Consider the following 23,792-nt stretch of genomic DNA (forward strand, 5'->3'; position numbering starts at 1 on the left):
AGCCGCACTCTAAGTCGAGCCATACCTATGAGTGCGACGTTTGAGTTATTGCGTTGTTATCTAAGGGCCGTGAGGCCCTTGTGTTGTCCCTTAGAGTCCGTTACGCGAAGTAATATTTGAACGTTGTTCAGATTTTTGTGACGATTCCGTGGAGTGGCACGGAGTGCCGACGGGTCGTCGGAAGCTCGTCGCGGCCCGCGCGGGGGCTGCGGTACCCTGACGCCATGCGTGCCGTACGCCTTCTGCTTAGCGAGCCGCGCTGACCAGTCCCGGCCACTGACGAATCGTGGTCGGCATCGGCGCGGCGTCCCCTCCTGTGCGAGGGGTTTTTTCATTTCCTAAGCCGCTGGCAGAGACGATCGATGGAGCTTTGAGGATCATGAGCGAGACGAATACCGCTGCCGCCTCCGAGGTGGCCGCGCCGCACCGCTACACGGCCGCGCTGGCCGCTGAGATCGAGGCACGCTGGCAGGACTTCTGGGACGCCGAGGGTACGTACGACGCTCCGAACCCGAGCGGCGACCTGGCGGGCGACCCGGAGCTGGTCGCCAAGCCCAAGAAGTTCATCATGGACATGTTCCCGTACCCCTCCGGTTCGGGCCTGCACGTCGGCCACCCCCTGGGCTACATCGCCACCGATGTATCCGCCCGGTATCAGCGCATGACGGGCCACAACGTCCTGCACACCCTGGGCTTCGACGCTTTCGGCCTGCCCGCCGAGCAGCACGCCGTGTCGACGGGCGAGCACCCTCGGATCACCACCGAGGCGGCCATCAACAACATGAAGTCCCAGTTGCGTGCCCTGGGTCTGGGTCACGACAAGCGCCGGTCGTTCGCCACGATCGACCCGGACTACTACAAGTGGACCCAGTGGATCTTCCTGCAGATCTTCAACTCCTGGTACGACGGCGAGGCGAACAAGGCCCGTCCGATCGCCGAGCTGGTCGCCCAGTTCGAGAGCGGTGAGCGCGCCGTACCGGCGACCGACGGCTCCACGCGCGCGTGGAACGAGCTGAGCCCGGCCGAGCGTGCCGACGTCCTGAGCGAGTACCGCCTGGCGTACGCGTCCGACGCGCCCGTCAACTGGAGCCCCGGGCTGGGCACCGTACTGGCCAACGAGGAAGTCACCGCCGACGGCCGTTCCGAGCGCGGCAACTTCCCCGTCTTCAAGGCCAAGCTGCGCCAGTGGAACATGCGCATCACGTCATACGCCGACCGCCTGCTGGACGACCTGGAAGCACTGGACTGGCCCGAGGCCATCAAGCTGCAGCAGCGCAACTGGATCGGCCGCTCCGAGGGCGCCCGCGTCGACTTCCCGATCGACGGCGAAGCGATCACGGTCTTCACCACCCGCCAGGACACCCTGTTCGGCGCCACCTACATGGTGCTGGCGCCCGAGCACCCGCTGGTCGAGAAGTTCACGCCGGCAACCTGGCCCGAAGGCACCCACGAGGTGTGGACCGGCGGCCACGCCACGCCCGCCGAGGCCGTCGCCGCCTACCGCGCGCAGGCCGCCTCGAAGTCCGACGTCGAGCGCCAGGCCGAGGCCAAGGACAAGACCGGCGTCTTCATCGGCGCGTACGCGACCAACCCGGTCAACGGCGAGCAGGTCCCCGTCTTCATCGCCGACTACGTCCTGATGGGCTACGGCACCGGCGCGATCATGGCCGTCCCGGCCGGTGACCAGCGCGACTTCGAGTTCGCGCGCGCCTTCGAGCTGCCGATCCGCTGCGTGGTCGAGCCGACCGACGGCCGCGGCACCGACACCTCGACATGGGACAACGCCTTCGGGTCGTACGAGGCGAAGATCATCAACTCGTCGAACGACGAGATCAGCCTGGACGGCCTGGACGTCACCGAGGCCAAGGCCCGCATCACCGAGTGGCTGGAGCGCAAGGGCGTCGGCGCGGGCACCGTCAACTTCCGGCTGCGCGACTGGCTGTTCAGCCGGCAGCGCTACTGGGGCGAGCCCTTCCCGATCGTCTACGACGAGGACGGCATCGCCCACCCGCTGCCCGAGTCGATGCTGCCCCTGGAGCTGCCGGAGGTCGAGGACTACTCGCCGCGCACCTTCGACCCCAACGACGCGAACACGTCCCCGGAGACCCCGCTGTCCCGCAACCAGGACTGGGTCAACGTCACCCTGGACCTGGGCGACGGCCGCGGTCCGCAGCAGTACCGCCGCGAGACCAACACCATGCCCAACTGGGCCGGTTCCTGCTGGTACGAGCTGCGCTACCTGGACCCTCACAACGACCAGAAGCTGGTCGACCCGGCCATCGAGCAGTACTGGATGGGCCCGCGCGAAGGACAGCCGACCGGCGGCGTCGACCTGTACGTCGGCGGCGCCGAACACGCCGTGCTGCACCTGCTGTACGCGCGCTTCTGGTCGAAGGTGCTGTTCGACCTGGGCCACATCTCCTCGGCCGAGCCGTTCCACAAGCTGTTCAACCAGGGCATGATCCAGGCCTTCGTGTACCGCGACAGCCGTGGCATCGCGGTGCCCGCCGCCGAGGTGGAGGAGCGCGACGGCGCGTACTACTACCAGGGCGAGAAGGTCTCCCGGCTGCTGGGCAAGATGGGCAAGTCCCTGAAGAACGCGGTCACTCCGGACGAGATCTGCGCCGAGTACGGGGCGGACACGCTGCGCCTGTACGAGATGGCGATGGGCCCCCTGGACGTGTCGCGGCCGTGGGACACACGCGCGGTGGTGGGCCAGTACCGGCTGCTGCAGCGGCTGTGGCGCAATGTCGTGGACGAGGACTCCGGTGAGGTCACGGTCGTCGACTCAGACGCCGACGAGGACACGCTGCGTGCCCTGCACAAGACCATCGACGGCGTACGCCAGGACCTGGAGGGCATGCGCTTCAACACCGCGATCGCCAAGGTCACCGAGCTGAACAACCACCTGACCAAGGTGGGCCGCCCGGTCCCGCGCACGGTCGCCGAGCCCCTGGTGCTGCTGGTCGCGCCGCTTGCCCCGCACATCGCCGAGGAGCTGTGGCGCAAGCTGGGCCGCACCGACTCGGTCGTCCACCAGGACTTCCCGGTCGCCGACCCGGCGTACGTCGTGGACGAGGCCGTGACCTGCGTCGTGCAGATCAAGGGCAAGGTCAAGGCGCGCCTGGAGGTCTCCCCTTCGATCTCCGACGAGGAGCTGGAGAAGGCGGCGCTGGCCGACGAGAAGGTCGTCGCCGCGCTGGGTGGTGCGGGGATCCGCAAGGTGATCGTGCGGGCGCCGAAGCTGGTGAACATCGTTCCGGCGTAGCCCGGAAGCCGGCGGGTGGCGGACCCTCGTCGGCCTGCGGCCGCCGTGCCCTTCGCACGATGTCGGGTGCGGCCGTCGGGGTAGTCCCCTACGGGCAGGTTCGGGGTTCTTCTGGAACTCCGGACCTGCCCGTAGCGTTTACCGTTGAAGAGTGCCGCGGCAACTGCCCGCGACCGGCCGGAGGAGGAGCGTGGTGGAAGCCGTGATCACAGTGATCGCCCTGCTCTTCCTGCTGTTCGTGGTGTTGGGCGTGTACGCCACGGTGAAGGTGGTCGGTGCCGCCAAGCGCGGTGTGGACCGCACGATCTCGCAGGCCCGTCGCACCGTCGAGGACACCACGCTGCGCGCCAAGACCCTCGCCCAGCCGGGCCCGCTGGGCGAGCTGGCCCAGCTCCGCCTGAAGCTGCGCACCTCGATGCGGGCCACGCAGGACGCGCTGCACGCGGGCGTGACGGAGGACGAGTCCCTGAAGGAGTCCATCGGCCTCTTCGCGCGGCTCAGCGCGCACGGGCACGAACTGGACGCCGATCTCAAGCGCCTGGAGACCGAGCCCGACCGGCGCACGCTCATCTCGTTGCTGCCCGGACTGCGCCAGCGCACCGAGCGCATCACACACTCGGCGGATTCGCTGCGCTGGGCCGCGCGTGACCGGGCCCACCGGTTCGCGGACGACGACCTGGACTCGCTGAGCGCCCAGATAGACGTCGAGGCCGGCGCACTGCGGCACTGGACCACGGAGCCGGAGTCCACGGCTTCCTGGCCCGAGGCACCGGCGCCGGACCCGGCCGCCTCCGACGGGCAGACCTGGCCCGACAGCCCGGAGTCCCGTACGGCCGAGGAGCCGACGCGTCCCGCCATCACCCCGCCGGGGCAGCGGCCCGTCTACCCCTGGCAGAAGAAGCCCCGCCCCGAGAGCACGACTTGATCCGGCCACTCCAGCCGCAGGTGGGAGGGGCCGGGCTGCCGTCCGTGCGCCCCGGCAGGTAACCTCCAGCTCATGTCCCGCCATGTCGCGATCGTCACCGATTCAACGGCCTACCTGCCGCCGCTGACGATGGAGCGCCACGGCATCACAGCGGTGCCCCTGACCGTCGTCCTCGGCGACCGGGCCTTCGAAGAGGGCACCGAGATCTCGGCCCGCTCCCTGGCCCAGGCGCTGCAGAAGCGGCGCTCCGTCACCACGTCGCGGCCCAGCCCCGAGGTCTTCGCCGAGACCTACCGCAGGGTCGCCGAAGCGGGCGCCACCGGCATCGTCTCCCTCCATCTGTCGTCCGAGTTCTCGGGGACGTACGACGCCGCGGTCCTCGCCGCGCGGGAGGCCCCGGTGCCCGTGCGCGTGGTGGACACCGCGATGGTCGGGATGGCTCTCGGCTTCTGCGCGCTTGCCGCGGCGGAGTCCGCGGAGGCGGGGGGCACGATCGACGAGGCGGTGACAGCCGCGGAGAAACGGGCCGCGGGCACCTCCACGTACTTCTACGTCGACACCCTCGACTACTTGCGCCGTGGTGGCCGGATCGGAGCCGCGCAGGCGCTGCTGGGTTCCGCGCTCGCGGTGAAGCCGCTGCTGCAGCTCGACGGCGGCCGCATCGAACTCCTGGAAAAGGTACGGACGGCGTCGAAGGCGATCGCCCGCCTGGAGGAGATCGTCGCCGACCGCGCGGGCAGCGCCCAGGTCGACATCGCCGTCCACCACCTCGCCGCCCCCGACCGGGCCGCGGCTCTCGCGGACCGGTTGCGGGCGCGGGTGCCCGGTCTCGCGGATCTGCATGTCAGCGAGGTCGGCGCGGTGATCGGTGCGCACACGGGGCCTGGGCTGCTGGGAGCTGTTGTCTCGCCCAGGTGAGGCCAGAGGGGCCTGTTGGGGTGCCGTGGCGTATGTGGTGGGTGTGGCGCGTGTGGGTGAAGCAGTTATCCACAACTGGGCAGTAGTCCCCGGGAATTGAGCAAGATCATCGCGAATGTGCCGAGGTGCCGGATCCTCGCCGCATGGCACTTCGATCACGCTCACGCACAGCCACTCCGACCAGCGGCCCGGGTCGCGGGCCCGTCTCCGACGGCCGCACCCGCCATCGCCGCCACCATCCCCGCGGCCGGGCCCGACGCCGCGAGGCCTCGGCCGAGGCACTCCGCCTGCGCGCGGAGGCGCTCTTCGCCGAAAGGGCCGGGGAACGGCGGGAGTTGGGGAACGGGAACGGGCCGCCGGGGGCGGACTGGGATGTGGGGGACCGGGATGTAGGGGACAGCCCGAGGGCGAGAACTGTCGTGGGGGCGGGCGTTGCTGATGTCTGGGGGCTTGAGGGGCGCGGCGGGGCTGCGGATCGTGGTGAGGGCGATTTCGGGGTACGCGGGGCCGGGGTCCGGGGCGGTTTCCGGGGGAGCGGGGCGGTCGGCCGCGATGCTTTCCCGGGGAGTGGGGAGGTCGGCCGAGATGGCTTCCGGGGGAGCGGGATGGAGGATCCCGGTCCTGCCCGGGGGCGTGTGGTGGGGGACCGTGACCCTGCCCGAGTGGGCAGGGCGGTCGGCTACGGCGCTTCCGGTGATGGTGGGACTGTCGACGCGGGTGTGCGGGGCGATCTTGCTTCGGGCGCGGGCGCCGGTGCGGGTGCGAGTTCGGGCGCCTGGCGGGATCGGGTCGGGCCGGCCGTGCGGGAGCGGATGCCGCTCTGGCTGCAGTCGAGGTGCGGGCTTGAACGCAGGAGCGTGGCCGCTCTCACCGTGCTGCTCGTCGTCGCCGCGGTCTTCGCCGTGCAGCACTTCTGGGCAGGCCGGACCCAGTCGGTGCGGGCTCCCGAGGTCGTACGGGCTGCGGCTCCATTCGGCGAACCAGCCGGACAAGCGAAGCAGCAGGGGGCGGCGCCGGACGCCTCGGCGGGGTCACCCGGCCCGTTCGGTGCGGCCGGGACCGCGATCGTGGTGGATGTCAGCGGCAAGGTGCGCAGCCCGGGGCTCCAACGCCTGCCGTCCGGCTCTCGCGTAGAGGACGCGCTGCGAGCCGCGGGCGGAGTGCGTCCTGGCACGAACACCGAGGGACTCAACCGCGCCCGCCTCCTCATGGACGGAGAGCAGATCGTGGTCGGTGCACCCATGTTCGCGGGGGGATCCGGCGCGGGCGCGGCCGGCACTGGTGGGACCGTCGGCGGTGCGGCACCCGCCGCTCCTGTTTCACTCAACACCGCCACCGTGGAGCAACTCGACGGCCTCCCAGGCGTCGGCCCCGTCCTGGCCCAGCACATCGTCGACTACCGCACCCAGAACGGCGGCTTCCGCTCGGTCGACGAACTTCGCGAGGTCAATGGAATCGGGGACCGCAGGTTCGCCGATCTGCGGAATCTGGTGCGGCCATGAGCGGACGGAGGAGGGTTGTGGGCTTCGCCGGTGCCGGTGCCGGTGCCGGTGCCGGTGCCGGTGCCGGTGCCGGTGCCGGTGCCGGTGCCGGTGCCGGTGCCGGTGCCGGTGCCGGTGCGGGGTCGGGGTCTGGGAGTGGCGCTGATGTTGGCGGACCCGGCCTCGGCGTTCCGAATCGGCGGGCTGTGCATGCTGCCTCGGGCAAGCGGCTGGGAGCCTCGAATCCCCGGGAGGAAGGGCCGGCGGATTTACGGCTCGTACCGCCCGCGCTGGCGGCCTGGGCGACGGCGGCGGTGACGTTGGGTGCCCCGCCCGGGTGGGTCGCGGGCGTCACGGTGGTCTGCCTCGTCGTGGGCGGGGCGCTGCTGATGGTGGGGCGAAGGGAGGCGCACACCGAGGAGGGGCGTCGGTTCGGCGGACGGCGTGAGGGGCTTCCGTTCGCCGGCGGGAACCTGGGAGAACGGTCGGGTACGTGGCCCCGGGCGTCCGTCGCCGCTGTGCTGCTCTGTGTCGCGGCGGCCGCCGCCTCCGCGGGGTTGCACGGGGCCGATCTGCGCCGGGGGCCTGTTCCCGCCCTGGCGCGGCAGTACGCGCAAGTGACCGCCGAGGTGGAGATCACGTCCGATCCACGGCTCACCCGGCCCCGGATCAAGGGAGATCACGCGGCTCCGACGGCCGTGCTGCTCGACGCGGAGGTCCGGCGGGTGACGCGGGCGGACGGGAACGTCGTGGTGACGCGTACGCCGGTGCTGATGATCGTCGACGCAGGTTCGGCAAGGGGCTCGCCTCAGTTGTCGGGTGGGCGTTCACCCTGGCTGTCGCTGCTGCCGTCCACGCGGTTGCGGGTGGCCGCACGGCTTGCGCCGGCCCTGTCGGGTGGGGACGAGATCGCGGCGGTGTTGCGGGTGCGGGGGAGTGCGCCGCCGCAGGTGGTGGGGGAGCCGTCCGGGCCGCAGCGGTTCGCGGGTGGGCTGCGCGAAGGCCTGCGGGAGGCGACCGACGGGCTGGAGGCAGACGCGCGGGCGCTGCTTCCGGGACTGGTCGTCGGGGACACCTCACGGGTCACGCCGGAGCTGGACGAGGCGTTCAAGGCGACGGACCTCACGCACCTTTTGGCGGTAAGTGGCGGTAATTTCACTATTTTGCTCGCTTTGTTCATCGGGCCACCGGGCCTTGCCCAGCGTGCCGAGCGGCGCGGTCTGGCACCGCGGCTCGGTGTACCGCTAAGGGCAGCGGCACTGTTCGGCGGCGCGCTCACGCTCGGTTTCGTGATCGTGTGCCGACCGGACCCGAGCGTGCTGCGGGCCGCGGCCTGTGGATCGATCGCGCTGCTCGCCATCGCGACCGGCCGCCGCAGATCGCTGATCCCCGCGCTGGCCACGGCCGTCCTGCTGCTGGTGCTTTACGACCCCTGGCTGTCCCGGAGTTACGGCTTCGTGCTCTCCGTCCTGGCGACCGGCGCGCTGCTCACCCTGGCCCCCCGGTGGAGCGCCGCGCTCCAGAGGCGTCGGGTACCGCCGCGCCTGGCCGAGGCGCTCGCTGCCGCCGGCGCCGCGCAGGCCGTGTGCGCACCGGTCGTCGCGGTCCTCTCGGCCAGGGTGAGTCTGGTGGCGGTGCCGTGCAATCTGCTCGCGGAGTTCGCGGTCGCGCCGGCCACGGTGCTGGGTTTCGCGACGCTGGCGACGGCCTCGGTGGCGCTGCCCGTTGCCAAGGCCTTGGCGTGGTGCGCGAGTTGGCCCGTCCAGTGGATCGCGGACATCGCCCGTACCGGGGCGGCGCTGCCCGGCAGTGGAGTGGACTGGCCGGGCAGTTGGACGGGGGCGCTGCTGCTCGCCCTGGTGGCCGTGGCCCTCGTGTTCATCGGCAGGCGGCTCCTGAGGTATCCGTGGCTGACCGGCGCCTGCTTGGTGCTGTTCCTGCTGGTCGTGGTGCAGCCGCCGCCATTCACCAGGGTGATCACGGGGTGGCCGCCGCCCGGCTGGCGGATGGCGATGTGCAACGTGGGACAGGGAGACGCGACGGTACTCGCGGCGGGTGACGGCACCGCAGTGGTGGTGGACGCCGGGCCCGATCCGGTGCTGGTCGACCGCTGTCTGGGGGCGCTCGGCATCACCCGGATCCCTCTCGTCGTGCTCACGCATTTTCACGCCGATCATGTGGCGGGGCTGACGGGCGTGCTGCGCGGGCGTTCCGTGGGCGCGATCGAGACGACCGGTCTCGAAGAGCCGCCGGACCAGGCCGAGTTCGTGAGAAGGGAGGCGGCCGCACGGAACATTCCGATGACGCGGGCGGTGGCGGGGGAGTGGCGGCGCACGGGCGGTCTCGAATGGCAGGTGCTGTGGCCGCCGCCGAGCCCGGCCTCCACGCCGGACGGCCCGAACGACGCCAGTGTCACCCTGCTCGTACGGTTGGCGGGGCTGAGGATGCTACTGCTCGGTGATCTCGAACCACCGGCCCAGCAGGCGCTGTTGAGATCGCCCGCGGCTGCTGAGCTGGGAGCCGTGGACGTCCTCAAGGTCGCCCATCATGGCTCGGCCTACCAGGATCCGGACCTCATACGCAGGGTGGCCCCGCGGCTCGCGCTCATCTCGTGCGGCAAGGACAACCCGTACGGGCATCCCGCGCCCAGCACGGTCGCGGCGCTGCAAGCAGCGGGCGCCGTGGTGCTGCGTACCGACGAGGACGGGGCGTTGGCGGTCGTAGGTGCGGGCGGAGGGCTGAGCGTGGCGAGACACTGAGGTCATGAATTCCGCACAGGCCGACGCCTACCTCCGCAGGATCGGGGCTCAGTACCCCGCGTGGCCCACGTCCGATGCGCTGCGCGAGCTCCACCGGCGCCATCTGGAGGCGGTGCCGTTCGAGAACCTGTCGATTCACCTCGGTGAGGAGATCGTGCTGGAGGAGAAGAGGCTGCTGGACAAGCTGGTGGGCGCGCGCAGAGGGGGGTTCTGCTACGAACTGAACGGGGCGTTCGGGGCGTTGCTGGGGGCGCTGGGCTTCGACGTGACGCTGCTGGCGGGGAGGGTGTACGGCGACGAGGGGCGGCTCGGGATTCCGTACGACCATCTCGCGCTGCGGGTGCGGACGGTGGACGGGGGTGACTGGCTGACCGACGTCGGGTTCGGCGCGCACAGTCTCTACCCGCTGGCCTTCGGGGAGCGGGGGGAGCAGGAGGATCCCGGGGGTACGTTCCGGGTCGTCGAGGCGGGGCCGGACGCGGCGGGGGTGCGGGGTGCCGGAGGGTCGCGCGAACGGGAGGACCTCGATGTCATCCGGAACGGCAAGACGCAGTACCGGCTGGAGGTGCGGCCGCGGGTGCTCGGGGACTTCGTGACCGGGGCCTGGTGGCACAGCACCTCACCGGTATCGCATTTCGCGCGGTCGCTGGTCTGTTCGCGGGTCACCGAGGACGGCGGCAGGATCACGCTCAGCGGTCGGAACTTCACGGTGACGGCGGCCGACGGGGCGAAGGAGGTGTCGGAGCTGGCCACGGACGAGGAGGTGTTGGCGACCTATCGCGACCGATTCGGGATCGAGTTGGGGCGGGTGCCGGAGGTGAGGGAGGCGCGTCGGCTGCGCTGGGTGAGGGAGGTGGTGTGCCGTGACGGGTGCCCCTGGTGTCGGGCCTGTCGGGCGTATCGGAAAATGTCTGCGTGAGTGATGTGAGACATGTGCTGGTACTGCCCGACCGTGATGCCGCGGAAGAGGCCGCGGAGGCACTCGGTGACAGGTTCAGGCTGGATGAGGAACCGCAGCTCGTGCGGGACGCGCTGGCCGGTGAGGACGACGCCGAGGACGCGCAGTGGCTGGTGGTGCTGCGGGATGCCGAGGAGCGGCTCGACCCCAAGGAGCTGGACGAGTTCGTGGGGGAGTGGGACGGCTGGCGCGAGGAGCCGTAGCGCTCCGCGGGGGTGCGGGAGTTGTGCGGGCGGTTCGTGAACCGCGGGTTGTCCACGGCCGGCTGTGGACAGGTGGTCCACCCGGCACCCCGACCTCCGGCTTCGGTCCGGCACCCTGACCTCCGGCTTCGGTCCGGCGCCCGACCTCGGCTCCGGTCCGGCACCCCGACCCCGATCCCGGTTCCGGTAGCCCGGTGACCCGGCTGCTGCGTCAGGGGGCGACCGCTCGGGACGCGTTGTCAGTGGCGCGTGGGATGCTTGTCGGGATGGCCAGGAAGACTGCTAATGACGACCCTCTCGCCCCTGTCACGCTTGCCGTGGGCCAGGAGGATCTCCTGCTCGACCGTGCCGTGCAGGAGGTGGTGGCCGCCGCCAGGGCCGCCGACGCCGACACGGACGTACGCGATCTCACTCCGGACCAGTTGCATCCCGGCACGCTTGCCGAGTTGACGAGTCCGTCGCTCTTCTCCGAGCGGAAGGTCGTGGTCGTACGCAATGCGCAGGATCTGCCGGCCGACACGGTCAAGGACGTGAAGGCGTACCTGGGGGCGCCCGCCGAGGAGATCACCCTGGTGCTGTTGCACGCGGGTGGTGCCAAGGGCAAGGGGCTGCTCGATGCGGCGCGCAAGGTGGGGGCGCGGGAGGTGGCGTGCCCCAAGATGACGAAGCCGGCGGATCGGCTGGCGTTCGTGCGGAGTGAGTTCCGGGCGGTGGGGAGAGCTGCCACGCCTGAGGCCTGTCAGGCGCTCGTGGACTCCATCGGGAGTGATCTGCGGGAGCTGGCTTCCGCGGTGTCGCAGTTGACCGCGGACGTCGAGGGGACGATCGACGAGGCTGTCGTCGGGCGGTACTACACCGGGCGGGCCGAGGTGCAGAGCTTCACCGTGGCCGATCGGGCGGTGGAGGGGCGGGCCGCGGAGGCGCTGGAGGCGTTGCGGTGGTCTCTGTCTACCGGGGTTGCGCCGGTGCTGATCACCAGCGCGTTGGCGCAGGGGGTGCGGGCGATCGGGAAGGTGTCCTCGGCGAGGAACGGGCGGTCGGTCGACCTTGCGCGTGAGCTGGGGATGCCGCCGTGGAAGATCGACCGGGTTCGGCAGCAGATGCGGGGGTGGACTCCGGATGGGGTTGCTGTTGCCCTGCGGGCGGTTGCGGAGGCTGACGCGGGCGTCAAGGGGGGCGGGGATGATCCTGAGTACGCCCTGGAGAAGGCTGTTGTGGTGATTGCTCGGGCTGCGCGGTCCCGGCGGGGGTAGGTGCTCCTGGGCTGGTGTCGGCCTCGGGTTTTTCGCCCCCTCCGCCCCTACCCGTCCCTTGCTTCCTGGGGGCTGCCGCCCCCAGACCCCCGCTGTCGGCCTGAACGGCCTCGTCCTCAAACGCCGGACGGGCTGGAGATACCTGGCCCGGGCTGAAAAGCGCTGCCCCACGGGTGGGTGGGGGATCGGGACGGCACAGGCGCGTCCTCGGACGCCGGACGGGCTAGAGCTCATGCACCTCATGGGCTGGAACTTGCCCGCCGAGCTCTCGAACGCCAAAAACCCCGCTCGCCCTCCCGGGGAAGGAAGGGGAAACGGGGTCTCGGTTCAAGATGTTGGAGCCACGCCCGCGTGGCGAACGCAGGTCGTGCGTGGGTCCAGGGGTGCCGGGTAGGAGCGGTAGAGAGGGTCCGCTGGGTCCTATTCGGCGGTTAAGTCGGGTTGGATCAGCCCTTGAGGGAAGCGACCTTGGAAGCAAGCGCCGACTTCTTGTTGGCGGCCTGGTTCTTGTGGATGACGCCCTTCGAGACGGCCTTGTCGAGCGCGCGCGAAGCATCGCGCGTGTACTCGGTGGCCTTCTCGACGTCACCGGCGGCAGCTGCCTCGCGGGCCTTGCGGATCGCGGTCTTCAGGGAGGACTTGACGGCCTTGTTGCGCAGCCGAGCCTTCTCGTTGGTCTTGATCCGCTTGATCTGGGACTTGATGTTCGCCACTGAATGAGCCTTTACAGGTTCAGGCGCGCGAGACAGCACGTCTCACACGCCGTTTGATTTCCTTGGGTGTGCCTCCTGCAGAGAGGGCATGAGACACAGCTACCCAGGCTACCAGTGCTCCTGCGACCGGCCCAAACCGGTCGCAGCTCCCCGCCCGTGGGACCATGGAGCCTACGTATCGATCCGACCCGAGGCGACAGGCGCCTCAAGAGACAGGACCCTGCGTGCCCGCGACCCCTAACAATGTGCCCGAGCCGAGCCGTACCGCCCCGGCTCTGATCCGCAATTTCTGCATCATCGCGCACATCGACCACGGCAAGTCCACGCTCGCCGACCGCATGCTCCAGCTGACCGGAGTGGTCGATCAGCGGCAGATGCGCGCCCAGTACCTCGACCGGATGGACATCGAGCGCGAGCGCGGCATCACGATCAAGTCCCAGGCAGTGCGACTGCCCTGGGCGCCGACCGAGGATCCGGGCAAGACCCACATCCTCAACATGATCGACACCCCCGGGCACGTGGACTTCACGTATGAGGTGTCCCGGTCGCTCGCCGCCTGCGAGGGGACCGTTCTCCTCGTCGACGCAGCTCAGGGCATCGAGGCGCAGACTCTCGCCAACCTCTACCTGGCGATGGAGAACGACCTCAAGATCATCCCCGTACTGAACAAGATCGACCTGCCGGCCGCCCAGCCGGAGAAGTTCTCCGAGGAGCTGGCCAATCTCATCGGCTGCCAGCCGGAGGACGTGCTCAAGGTCTCGGCGAAGACCGGTATCGGCGTGGACGCGCTCCTGGACCGGGTCGTCCGTGACGTCCCTGCCCCGGTTGGTGTCGCCGATGCGCCCGCCCGCGCGATGATCTTCGACTCCGTCTATGACTCGTACCGGGGTGTGGTCACGTACGTCCGTGTCATCGACGGCCAGCTCAGCAAGCGCGAGCGCATCAAGATGATGTCGACCGGTGCCACCCACGAGCTGCTGGAGATCGGCGTCTCGTCCCCCGAGATGACACCGGCCGACGGCATCGGCGTCGGCGAGGTGGGCTACATCATCACCGGCGTGAAGGACGTCCGTCAGTCCAAGGTCGGTGACACCATCACCAGCAAGGACAAGGGCGCCACCGAGGCCCTCGGTGGGTACAAGGACCCCAAGCCGATGGTCTTCTCCGGCCTCTATCCGCTGGACGGCTCGGACTACCCCGACCTCCGCGAGGCGCTGGACAAGCTCCAGCTCAACGACGCCGCCCTGGTCTACGAGCCGGAGACCTCCGCGGCCCTCGGCTTCGGCTTCCGCGTCGGCTTCCTCGGCCTGCTGCACCTCGATGTCATCCGTGAGCGCCTGGAGCGCGAGTTCAACCTCGAACTCATCGCCACCGCGCCCAACGTGGTCTACCGCGTGAACATGGAGGACGGGAAGGAGCACACGGTCACCAACCCGAGCGAGTTCCCCGAGGGCAAGATCGACAAGGTCTTCGAGCCGGTCGTCCGGGCCACGATCCTCGCTCCCAGCGAGTTCATCGGCTCGATCATGGAGCTCTGCCAGACCCGCCGCGGCACCCTTCTCGGCATGGACTATCTGTCGGAGGATCGGGTCGAGATCCGCTACACGCTTCCCCTCGCCGAGATCGTCTTCGACTTCTTCGACAACCTGAAGTCCAAGACCCGTGGGTACGCCTCCCTGGACTACGAGCCCACCGGCGAGCAGGACGCCCAGCTGGTGAAGGTCGACATCCTGCTCCACGGCGACCGCGTCGACGCCTTCTCCGCCGTCACGCACAAGGACGCGGCGTACGCGTACGGAGTGCGGCTCGTGGCCAAGCTGCGCGAGCTCATCCCGCGCCAGGCTTTCGAGATTCCCATCCAGGCGGCCATCGGGTCGCGGGTCATCGCCCGCGAGACCATCCGCGCGATCCGCAAGGACGTCCTCGCCAAGTGCTACGGCGGTGACATCTCCCGTAAGCGGAAGCTGCTGGAGAAGCAGAAGGAAGGCAAGAAGCGGATGAAGATGGTGGGCTCTGTGGAGGTTCCGCAAGAGGCCTTCATCGCCGTGCTGTCCAGTGACGAGGACAGCGGCTCGGGCAAGGGCAAGAAGTAGACCCGCGGAATGCCGTTGTTCCCAAGGGCCCGCTGCGCTTCGGCGTGGCGGGCCCTTGCGCTTGCGCCCGGTCGCGCTCTGTAGGAAGTGACAGGCCGCGGCCTCTTACGCAGTGGCCGGTCGGGCTTTACTCTGATCACTGCTCGCTAGTTACTCACGAGTTAAACAACAGCCGCACCATTGAGCCAGCCGCGCTGCCGCGGGCCCCGGAGGATGTCGTGAGCGACACACAGACCCTGATCGAGAACCGTCCGCCGTCCGTGGCGGCCCTCTTCCTGGAGCGTGTGGCGGCCACGCCGGACGCCGAGGCGTACCGCTACCCGGTGCCCGCCACCTCGGGCGAGGGCCCGGACGAGTGGAAGTCGCTGAGCTGGGCCCAGGCCGCCGAGCGGGTCTTCGCCGTCGCGGCCGGTCTGATCGAACTGGGCGTGCAGCCGGAACAGCGCGTCGCGCTCGCCTCCTCCACCCGGGTCGAGTGGATCCTCGCGGACCTCGGCATCCTGTGCGCGGGCGCGGCCACGACGACCGTGTATCCGCAGACGAACGCCGAGGAGTCGGCGTTCATCCTCTCGGACTCCGCGAGCAAGGTCCTGATCGCGGAGGACGCGGCCCAGCTCGCCAAGGCGGTGGAGAAGCGCGCCGACCTTCCCGAGCTGACGCATGTCGTGGTCATCGACCCCGCGGGCATCGAGAGCAGCGACTGGGTTCTCACCCTCGCCGAGCTGGAGGCCCGCGGCGCCGCCTACCTGGAGAAGAACCCCGATCTGATCAAGGAGAAGGTCGGCGCGATCACCTCCGACCAGCTCGCCACCCTCATCTACACCTCGGGTACCACCGGGCGCCCCAAGGGTGTCCGTCTCCCGCACGACAACTGGTCGTACATGGCGAAGGCCATCGCCGCGACCGGTCTGATCAGCACCGAGGACGTGCAGTACCTCTGGCTGCCGCTCGCGCACGTCTTCGGCAAGGTGCTCACCTCCGGCCAGATCGAGGTCGGGCACGTCACCGCCGTCGACGGCCGGGTGGACAAGATCATCGAGAATCTGCCGGTGGTGCAGCCGACGTACATGGCGGCCGTGCCCCGCATCTTCGAGAAGGTCTACAACGGGGTCGCGGCCAAGGCACGGGCCGGTGGCGGCGCCAAGTACAAGATCTTCCAGTGGGCGGCCGGGGTCTCGCGCGAGTACGCGAAGGCCAGCCAGGACAACTTCCGCCGTACCGGATCCGCCTCCGTCCCCTTCGCGCTCGGGGCCAAGCACAAGGTCGCCGACGCGCTCGTCTTCGCCAAGATCCGCGAGGCCTTCGGCGGCAACCTGCGCGCCTGTGTGTCGGGCAGTGCGGCGCTCGCGCCGGAGATCGGCTACTTCTTCGCCGGCGCCGGCATCCACATCCTTGAGGGTTACGGTCTCACCGAGTCCTCCGCCGCCTCCTTCGTTAACCCCGGTGAGGCCTACCGCACCGGCACCGTCGGCAAGCCGCTGCCCGGCACCGAGGTGCGCATCGCGGACGACGGCGAGATCCTGCTGCGCGGCCCCGGCATCATGGAGGGCTACCACGGGCTGCCGGAAAAGACCGCCGAGGTCCTTGAGGCCGACGGCTGGTTCCACACCGGTGACATCGGCGAGCTGTCCCCGGACGGCTACCTCCGCATCACCGACCGCAAGAAGGACCTCATCAAGACCTCGGGCGGCAAGTACATCTCGCCCGCCGAGGTCGAGGGCCAGTTCAAGGCCGTGTGCCCGTACGTCTCCAACATCCTTGTGCACGGCGCCGACCGGAACTTCTGCACCGCGCTGATCGCTCTTGACGAGCCGTCAATTCTGGTCTGGGCCGAGGAGAACGGGCTCGCCGACAAGTCGTACGCCGAGGTCGTCGCCGCGCCCGCAACGGTCAGCCTCGTCGAGGGTTACGTCAAGGAGCTCAACGAGGGTCTCCAGCGCTGGCAGACCATCAAGAAGTTCCGGCTGCTGCCCCGCGACCTCGACGTCGAGCACGGCGAGATCACGCCGAGCCTGAAGCTGAAGCGGCCGGTCGTCGAGCGCGAGTACAAGCACCTCATCGACGAGATGTACGCGGGATCGCGCGAGGCATAAGTCCCCGAGGCGTAAGTCCCCGAAGGGGGCGGGGAGTCACAGGCCCCGTCCCCTTCGCATCTCCTTCAGCAGCTCCTCCATCTGCCGTACCTGGTGGCGCAGTTCGAACACGTCCTGCAGGCTGCTCGCGGCCATGTGCGTCTCGATCTTCTTCAGGCGGGCGGCAAGTTCGTCGAATTGTTCCTGTTCACGGGCGAGCAAACGTTCCAGTTGCTGGTTCTTTCGGTGCAGGTCGAGGAAGACGGTGACCTTGGCGCGCAGCACCCATGGGTCGAAGGGCTTCGTCAGGTAGTCGGCGGCTCCGGTCGCGTACCCGCGGAAGGCGTAGCCCGCGTCGGCGTCCGTGCCGGTCAGAAAGATGATGGGGACGTCCTTGGTCTGGTCGAGCCGCTTGATGTTCGCGGCGGTCTCGAAGCCGTCCATGCCGGGCATCCGGATGTCGAGAAGGACGACGGCGAATCGCTGCCGCAGCAGCGCCTTCATCGCCTCCTCGCCCGAACGCGCGCGCACCAGCGGCTCGTTGAGGGACCCCAGGACGGCCTCAAGGGCGATCAGATTGTCCTCCATGTCGTCCACGAGGAGGATGCTGGCGCGCTCGTCGGTCGTTTCCTCAGCGCTCATGATGACTGTGCCTCACTCAGTCGTCGGCGGGATCGCGGGCTCCCCTGATGTGCTCGGTCCCGGTACAACGGGTACAGCAGTCTCGGCGGCGGCAGCGTCGTTGGCCTGCCGCTCGGTGTCGTTCGCGCCCTCCGGGTTCTCCGGGTGTTCCGGGAGCTCGGAGTTCTTCGTGCCCTCCGGGTCGAGGAGTGCGCAGACGACGGTGAGCAGTTGGTCGACGTCCACCGGCTTGGGTACGTAGTCGTTGGCGCCCTGCGCGATGGACTTCTCGCGGTCTCCCGGCATCGCCTTCGCGGTGAGCGCGACGATGGGCAGGCCTGTCCAGCGGGGCGTGCGGCGGATGGCGGCGATCGTCTCGTAGCCGTCCATTTCCGGCATCATGATGTCCATCAGGACGAGTTCGACGTCGGGGTTGCGCTCCAGCGTCTCTATGCCCTCGCGGCCGTTCTCCGCGTACAGGACGGGCATGCCGACGCGGCCCAGGACATGGGTGAGCGCGAAGACGTTGCGGATGTCGTCGTCCACGATCAGCACCCGTCGCCCCGGCAGGACCTGGCCCGCCCGGCCGGCCTTCCACGCCTCCAGCTTGGTGGGCGTGGGCCAGGTGTCGTCCGTGTCGTGGGCGGTGTACGGCTCGGTGGACAGCTCGGGTACGGGCAGGTCCTGGTCCTCGTGGGTGGGGCCGGTCGGCGCGTGCCCGGGGCTGATGACGGGGACGTACAGCGTGAAGGTGGACCCCTGGCCGGGCTTGCTCTCGGCGACGATCCGGCCGCCGAGCAGTCCGGAGATCTCGCGGCTGATGGACAGGCCGAGGCCGGTGCCGCCGTACTTGCGGTTGGTGGTGCCGTCGGCCTGCTGGAAGGCCTCGAAGATCACCGGGAGTTTCTCCGGGGCGATGCCGATGCCGGTGTCGGAGACGGCGAAGGCGATGACGTCGTCGCTGTTCTCGCGGGTGAAAACGTGGTCCGGGTCCTTGAGGCGGTTGACGCGCAGCTCGACCCGGCCGGTCGCGGTGAACTTGATCGCGTTGGAGAGCAGGTTGCGCAGGATCTGCTGGAGCCGCTGCTCGTCCGACCACATCTCGCGCGGTACGTCGTCGCCGACGGCCACCTCGAAGGCGAGCCCCCGGTCGAGGGTGAGCGGGCGGAAGGTCGCGTGGACGTAGTCGAGGAGCTTGATGAGGGGGAGCTTCTTGGGGCGTACGTCCATCCGGCCGGCCTCGATCTTCGAGAGGTCGAGGATGTCGTTGATGAGCTGGAGCAGGTCGGAGCCGGAACGGTGGATGGTGGTTGCGAACTGCACTTCCTGGTCGGAGAGATGACCGTCCGGGTTGTCCGACAGCAGGCGGGCCAGGATCAGCAGTGAGTTGAGCGGCGTGCGGAGTTCGTGCGACATGTTCGCCAGGAACTCCGACTTGTACTGGGAGCTGGTGGCCAGCAGCGCTGCCTTCTCCTCCAGTTCGGCGTTCGAGCGCTGCAACTCGGCCTGCTGCGACTGGAGTTCGTCCGAGCGGTCCTGGAGCTGGATCGCCAGGCGCTGGGACTCGCCGAGCAGGGACTCGGTGCGGGAGTTGGCGATGATGGTGTTGATCGCGACGCCGATGGTGTTCACGAACTGGTCGAAGAAGGCCAGGTGGACGTCGGAGAAGCGGGAGAACGAGGCGAGTTCGATGACGCCGAGGAGCTTGTCCTCGAAGAGGATCGGGATGATGACGACGCTCGCGGGGGAGGCCTCGCCCAGACCGCTGTTGATCTTGATGTAGTGCGGCGGGGCCTCCTCCACCAGGATCCGCTTCTTCTCGCGCGCCGCCTGCCGGACCAGCCCGTGCACCGGCATGCCGCCCGTGTCGACGGTCGCGCCCTGCGCCGAGCCGTACCCGGCGATGAAGGCGAGCCCCTTGGCCGGGATGGCGGTCCGCAGGCTCTCGTCCTCGGGGTCTGCCAGATAGAAGGCGCCGTACTGCGCGTTCACCAGCGGGGTCAGCTCGCGCAGGATCAGGTCGGCGACCTCCATCAGATCGCGGTGGCCCTGCATCAGCGCGGCGAGGCGGGCGAGGTTCGACTCCAGCCAGTCCTTCGCGCGGGTGGTCTCGCGGAGGTTGGCCACCATCAGGTTGATGTTGTCCTTGAGCTCGGTGACCTCGCCCTGGGTCTCCACCGTGATGGAGCGGGACATGTCGCCCTGGGCCACCGCGGACGCCACCTCGGCGATCGCGCGGACCTGGGTGGTCAGGTTGAGCGCCAGCTCGTTCACGTTCGTCGTCAAGCGCTTCCAGGTGCCGTACACACCCTCGACCCTCGCCTGGCCGCCGAGTTGGCCCTCGGAGCCGACCTCGCGGGCCACGCGGGTGACCTCGGACGAGAAGGAGGAGAGAGTGTCGACCATCGTGTTGATCGTGGTCTTCAGCTCCAGGATCTCGCCGCGCGCGTCCACGTCGATCTTCTTGGACAGGTCGCCCTGGGCCACGGCGGTCGCGACCTGCGCGATGTTCCGTACCTGTGAAGTCAGGTTGTCGGCCATGTAGTTGACGTTGTCGGTCAGGTCGGCCCAGACGCCGGAGACGCCGAGCACCTGGGCGCGACCGCCCAGCCGGCCGTCCGTGCCGACCTCGCGGGCCACACGTGTCACCTCGTCGGCGAAGGCGCGCAGCTGCTCCACCATCGTGTTGACGGTGTCCTTCAGCTCCAGGATCTCGCCGCGGGCGTCGACGGTGATCTTCTTGGAGAGGTCGCCGTTCGCGACGGCCGTCGTCACCTGGGCGATGTTGCGGACCTGCGAAGTCAGGTTCAGCGCCATGAAGTTGACGTTGTCGGTGAGGTCCTTCCAGACCCCCGACACGCCTCGCACCTGCGCCTGGCCGCCGAGGTTGCCTTCGGTGCCGACCTCGCGGGCGACGCGCGTCACTTCGTCGGCGAAGGCGGAGAGCTGGTCGACCATCGTGTTGATCGTCGACTTCAGCTCCAGGATCTCGCCCTTCGCCTCGACGGTGATCTTCTTGCCGAGGTCGCCCTGAGCCACCGCCGTGGACACCAGGGCGATGTTGCGGACCTGCGAAGTCAGGTTGTCCGCCATGAAGTTGACGTTGTCGGTGAGGTCCTTCCAGACCCCCGACACACCCCGCACCTGCGCGCGGCCGCCGAGGTTGCCTTCGGTGCCGACCTCGCGGGCGACGCGCGTCACTTCGTCGGCGAAGGCGGAGAGCTGGTCGACCATCGTGTTGATGGTCGACTTGAGCTCCAGGATCTCGCCCTGCGCGTCGACCGTGATCTTCTGGCTCAAGTCGCCGTTGGCCACGGCCGTGGTGACCTGGGCGATGTTGCGGACCTGGGAGGTCAGGTTCGAGGCCATGAAGTTGACGTTGTCGGTGAGGTCCTTCCAGACCCCCGACACACCCCGCACCTGGGCCCGGCCGCCCAACTGCCCCTCGGTGCCGACCTCGCGGGCCACGCGGGTGACCTCGTCGGCGAAGGCGGAGAGCTGGTCGACCATGGTGTTCACGGTGAGCTTCAGTTCGAGCAGCTCGCCGGTCGCCTCGACGGTCACCGTGCGGGTCAGGTCACCGCGGGCCACCGCCGTGGTCACCAGGGCGATGTCCCGGACCTGGGCGGTCAGCCGGGACGCCATGGTGTTGACCGCCTCGGTCACGTCCCGCCAACTTCCGGACAGACCCGTCACCTTGGCGCGGCCGCCGAGCCGTCCCTCGGTGCCGACCTCGCGCGCGACCCGGGTCACCTCTCCGGTGAACAGGGAGAGCTGGTCCACCATCTTGTTGACGGCACGCCCCAACCGGCGCAAATCACCCCGGAGTTGACGGTTGCCGTCGTGCAGGTCGACCCGTTGGGTCAGATCGCCGCCGGCCACCGCGTCGAGGACGCGGGTCGCGTTCGCGGCGGGCGCGACCAGGGCGTCAAGGAGCTGGTTCACGTCGTTGACCCGGGTCGTCCAGCTGCCCTGGCCCGGGCTCGCCGAGAGGCGCTCGTCGAGGCGGCCGTGCCGCACCAGGTCCCGGCGGACGCGCTGCACCTCGGAGTTGAAGTGCGAGCTGCGGTCCATGATCTGGTTGAACATCGTGCTGAGATCCGCCACCAGACCGTGTCCGGTTTCCGGCACTTTGCTGAAGTCACCGTCCCGTGCGGCGGTCATCGCGGCGAACAGAGGGCGCAGATCCGATGCCCGAATCTGTCCGTCTTCGAGCACACGCATACCACTGTTCTCACTCATGGCGGCCCACTTCGGTAACTCGGCGCTTATGGGCACAGCCAGTCTGTCACTGTGTCCGCATCGGCTGAGGCCTATTCGTCCGAACTGCTCAGGGAGCCGCACCGTGGGGGCCATTCCGACGCAACGGGAGTCCGAGGCGCGTGCCCTTGATGCGCCCGCGCACCACCGCGCCGGCCAGGACACCGTCACCCGCACCTCGCTGCCGGGCACGCCACTCGCTCCAGGAGCCGCCCGCGACTTTGTTCGCGCCGCCCTCGCCGAATGGGCCGAACTCGCTCCGCACGGCGCCGAGATGATGGACGACAGGCTCACCGATGACGCCCTCGTGGTCGTCAGCGAACTCGTCACCAACGCCGTTGTGCACGCGGGCACCGACGTCCAGCTCGTGTGCCGCATGGAGGGCGAGGGGAGCAGGGTGAGCAGGGAGGACACCGATGGCATGGGGAGTTCCGGCAGCGCCGAAGGCACCGACGGCGGCTCGCCGGGCTCGCTGGTCATCGAGGTGTCCGACCACCACCCCTCACGCGCGGTACGCGACGACAACTGCGAACAGCCGTACGGCACACCGGAGTACGGGCGTGGCCTGCGGCTCGTCTCCGCGCTCTCCGACGCCTGGGGGATCACCTACCGCACCGGCGTCAAGACCGTCTGGGCGCGGCTGCCCCTCGCCGGAGGCGGCCTCGGCGTGGGCAGGGAGGGGATCCCGGGCGTCGGGGGGATCGTGGAAGTCGACGAGAGGATGGAGGCGTACGCCGGTGAACAGGCTCTGGAACGCGGGCTGCGGGTCGCCGAGATACTCGCCCGCGAGCCGAGGCGCAGAGCCCAGCAGGACCACGACTGGCTCAACCGCGGAGCCCTCTCCTTCCTCGCCGAGGCCTCCGACCTGCTCGCCGGGCAGCTCGACGAGGATCTCGTCGCCGCGCTCGCCGGACAGCTGATCGTGCCGCGCCTCGCCGACTGGTGCGCGGTGTGGCTGGAGGACGAGGCCACCGACCGGGCCGGCGGCCTCGGCATCGCCCTGGGCCCACGCCTCGCCCGCGTCTGGCACGGCAGCGAGAACCGCATCGAGGACCTGCGCCGCGCCCTGGAGAAGGACCCGCCCCGGCTCCCCGACTCCGTACGCTCCCGGGCCGTACCGGTGCCTTGGCCCGGGGAGGCGCTGGCTTCGGGCGGGGGCGACGGGACGGGCCCGGTGGGCGAGATCCTGGACGGGCATGGGGCTGATGCGGCAGGTGACGTGCATGAAGCTGGTGAGTCGGCTGGGCCGACCGGGCCCGGAGTGAGCGGGGCGGCGCTCGCGTATCGGCTGATCGCGGGCGGGCGGCCGCTGGGCACGCTCGTCATCGGGCGGGCCGGGGCGACCGGTTTCCCCGACGAGATCACGGGGCTCGTCGAGGACCTCAGCCGCCGTATCGCCCTCGCCATCGGAGCGGCCCGCCAGTACGCGCGCCAGGCCACCATCAGCCGGGTCCTCCAGCGCGGCCTGCTGCCCGGCGCGGTCGCCGAGATCCCCGGGGTACGCAGCGCCCTCGTCTACGAGCCGCTCGACAAGGGCGGACCCAGCGGCGACTTCTACGACCTGTTTCCGGCCGGCGACGGGCGCTGGTCCTTCCTCGTCGGCGATGTCCAGGGCAAGGGGCCCGAGGCCGCCGTAGTGATCGGCCTGGCCAGGCCCTGGCTGCGGCTGCTGGCCCGTGAGGGGTACGAGGTCGCCGACGTCCTCGACCGCCTCAACAGGCTCCTCCTCGACGACGCGACGGAGGCGGCGGACGCGGCGGCCCGCGCGCTCGTGGCGGCGGGCGGACCCGGGCTCGCCGCGGACCCCGGACCGCAGACGCGCTTCCTGTCCATGCTGTACGGCGAACTGGTGCCCTTCGACGGCGGAGTGCGCTGCACCCTGGCCTCCGCCGGGCATCCGCTGCCGCTGCTCCTCGGCCCGGACGGCGACGTGCGCGAGGTGGCCCGGCCGGGGACCCTCCTCGGCGTCTTCGAGGACGCGACGTACGCCTCCGAGACCTTCGAGCTGTACCCCGGCGACACCCTGCTGTGCGTCACGGACGGTGTCACCGAGCGCCGCAGCGGCTCCCGTCAGTTCGACGACGACGACGGTCTCGCCGTGGCCCTGGCCGACTGCACCGGCCTGAGCGCCGAACTGATCGCCGAACGGATCCGCAGGCTCGTCCACGAGTTCGGTGCCAAGCCGCCGGAGGACGACATGGCGCTGCTGGTGCTGCAGGCGGAATAGGCACGGCCGCAGCTCGTACGAGGTTCGGGCGGGCGTACGGG

At 69.6% G+C, this 23,792-nt stretch carries 14 protein-coding genes and 1 pseudogene; 12 read left to right on the forward strand and 3 right to left on the reverse strand.

Going from position 1 to position 23,792, the window contains the following annotated elements; genetic code table 11:
* The first annotated feature begins 379 nt into the window (after positions 1-379).
* The 9 genes and pseudogenes from leuS to OG266_RS29630 all read left to right on the forward strand — a co-directional run.
* Entirely contained in the window at positions 380-3,268 is a 2,889-nt protein-coding gene (gene leuS, locus OG266_RS29590; protein ID WP_371549265.1) for a leucine--tRNA ligase, read from the forward strand.
* A gap of 193 nt (positions 3,269-3,461) precedes the next feature.
* Positions 3,462-4,193, forward strand: a complete 732-nt coding sequence (locus tag OG266_RS29595) for a hypothetical protein (protein ID WP_371553008.1) — start codon at positions 3,462-3,464, stop codon at positions 4,191-4,193.
* A 72-nt stretch (positions 4,194-4,265) separates the two neighbouring features.
* Positions 4,266-5,111 carry a DegV family protein gene (locus OG266_RS29600; protein ID WP_371549266.1) on the forward strand — a complete coding sequence of 282 codons (846 nt, stop codon included), beginning with the start codon at positions 4,266-4,268 and terminating at the stop codon, positions 5,109-5,111.
* A gap of 605 nt (positions 5,112-5,716) precedes the next feature.
* A complete protein-coding gene (locus tag OG266_RS29605) occupies positions 5,717-6,613 on the forward strand; it encodes a helix-hairpin-helix domain-containing protein (RefSeq protein WP_371549268.1) in 897 nt (298 codons plus the stop codon).
* A gap of 185 nt (positions 6,614-6,798) precedes the next feature.
* Positions 6,799-9,351 carry a ComEC/Rec2 family competence protein gene (locus OG266_RS29610; protein WP_371549271.1) on the forward strand — a complete coding sequence of 851 codons (2,553 nt, stop codon included), beginning with the start codon at positions 6,799-6,801 and terminating at the stop codon, positions 9,349-9,351.
* Positions 9,352-9,355: 4 nt separating this feature from the next.
* Positions 9,356-10,270: an arylamine N-acetyltransferase gene (locus OG266_RS29615; protein WP_371549272.1), complete on the forward strand. Its 915-nt coding sequence runs from the start codon at positions 9,356-9,358 to the stop codon at positions 10,268-10,270.
* Positions 10,267-10,512, forward strand: coding sequence for a hypothetical protein (locus OG266_RS29620; RefSeq protein WP_266462477.1), 246 nt, complete (start codon positions 10,267-10,269; stop codon positions 10,510-10,512). The genes OG266_RS29615 and OG266_RS29620 overlap by 4 nt, the downstream gene beginning before the upstream one ends.
* Positions 10,513-10,778: 266 nt before the next feature.
* Positions 10,779-11,765, forward strand: coding sequence for a DNA polymerase III subunit delta (gene holA, locus OG266_RS29625; protein ID WP_266462480.1), 987 nt, complete (start codon positions 10,779-10,781; stop codon positions 11,763-11,765).
* Positions 11,741-11,900 (forward strand): annotated as a pseudogene (locus OG266_RS29630) (cobyrinic acid a,c-diamide synthase); the annotation flags it as partial. The gene holA and the pseudogene OG266_RS29630, both read left to right, overlap by 25 nt.
* Positions 11,901-12,211: 311 nt before the next feature.
* Here OG266_RS29630 and rpsT read toward each other — a convergent pair.
* A complete protein-coding gene (gene rpsT, locus OG266_RS29635) occupies positions 12,212-12,478 on the reverse strand; it encodes a 30S ribosomal protein S20 (protein WP_121403109.1) in 267 nt (88 codons plus the stop codon).
* A 224-nt stretch (positions 12,479-12,702) separates the two neighbouring features.
* Here rpsT and lepA point away from each other — a divergent pair, with 224 nt between their 5' ends.
* Together lepA and OG266_RS29645 are read left to right on the forward strand one after the other, a co-directional pair.
* Positions 12,703-14,571 (forward strand): translation elongation factor 4, encoded by a 1,869-nt coding sequence (gene lepA / locus OG266_RS29640; protein ID WP_266462487.1) that lies wholly within the window; start codon positions 12,703-12,705, stop codon positions 14,569-14,571.
* Positions 14,572-14,789: 218 nt separating this feature from the next.
* The gene (locus tag OG266_RS29645; protein WP_371549276.1) at positions 14,790-16,664 is read left to right on the forward strand and encodes a long-chain fatty acid--CoA ligase; all 1,875 of its coding nucleotides are present in this window, start codon (positions 14,790-14,792) and stop codon (positions 16,662-16,664) included.
* A gap of 36 nt (positions 16,665-16,700) precedes the next feature.
* Here OG266_RS29645 and OG266_RS29650 read toward each other — a convergent pair whose 3' ends face one another.
* Positions 16,701-17,285, reverse strand: a complete 585-nt coding sequence (locus OG266_RS29650; RefSeq protein ID WP_266462493.1) for a two-component system response regulator — start codon at positions 17,283-17,285, stop codon at positions 16,701-16,703.
* 12 nt (positions 17,286-17,297) lie between these two features.
* On the reverse strand, positions 17,298-21,506 hold the full coding sequence (locus OG266_RS29655) for a HAMP domain-containing protein (RefSeq protein ID WP_371549278.1): 4,209 nt from the start codon (positions 21,504-21,506) through the stop codon (positions 17,298-17,300).
* 103 nt (positions 21,507-21,609) lie between these two features.
* Here OG266_RS29655 and OG266_RS29660 point away from each other — a divergent pair, with 103 nt between their 5' ends.
* Entirely contained in the window at positions 21,610-23,751 is a 2,142-nt protein-coding gene (locus OG266_RS29660) for a SpoIIE family protein phosphatase (protein ID WP_371549280.1), read from the forward strand.
* The last annotated feature ends 41 nt before the right edge of the window (positions 23,752-23,792 follow it).

The organism is Streptomyces sp. NBC_00554 (assembly GCF_041431135.1).
GTDB lineage: Bacteria > Actinomycetota > Actinomycetes > Streptomycetales > Streptomycetaceae > Streptomyces.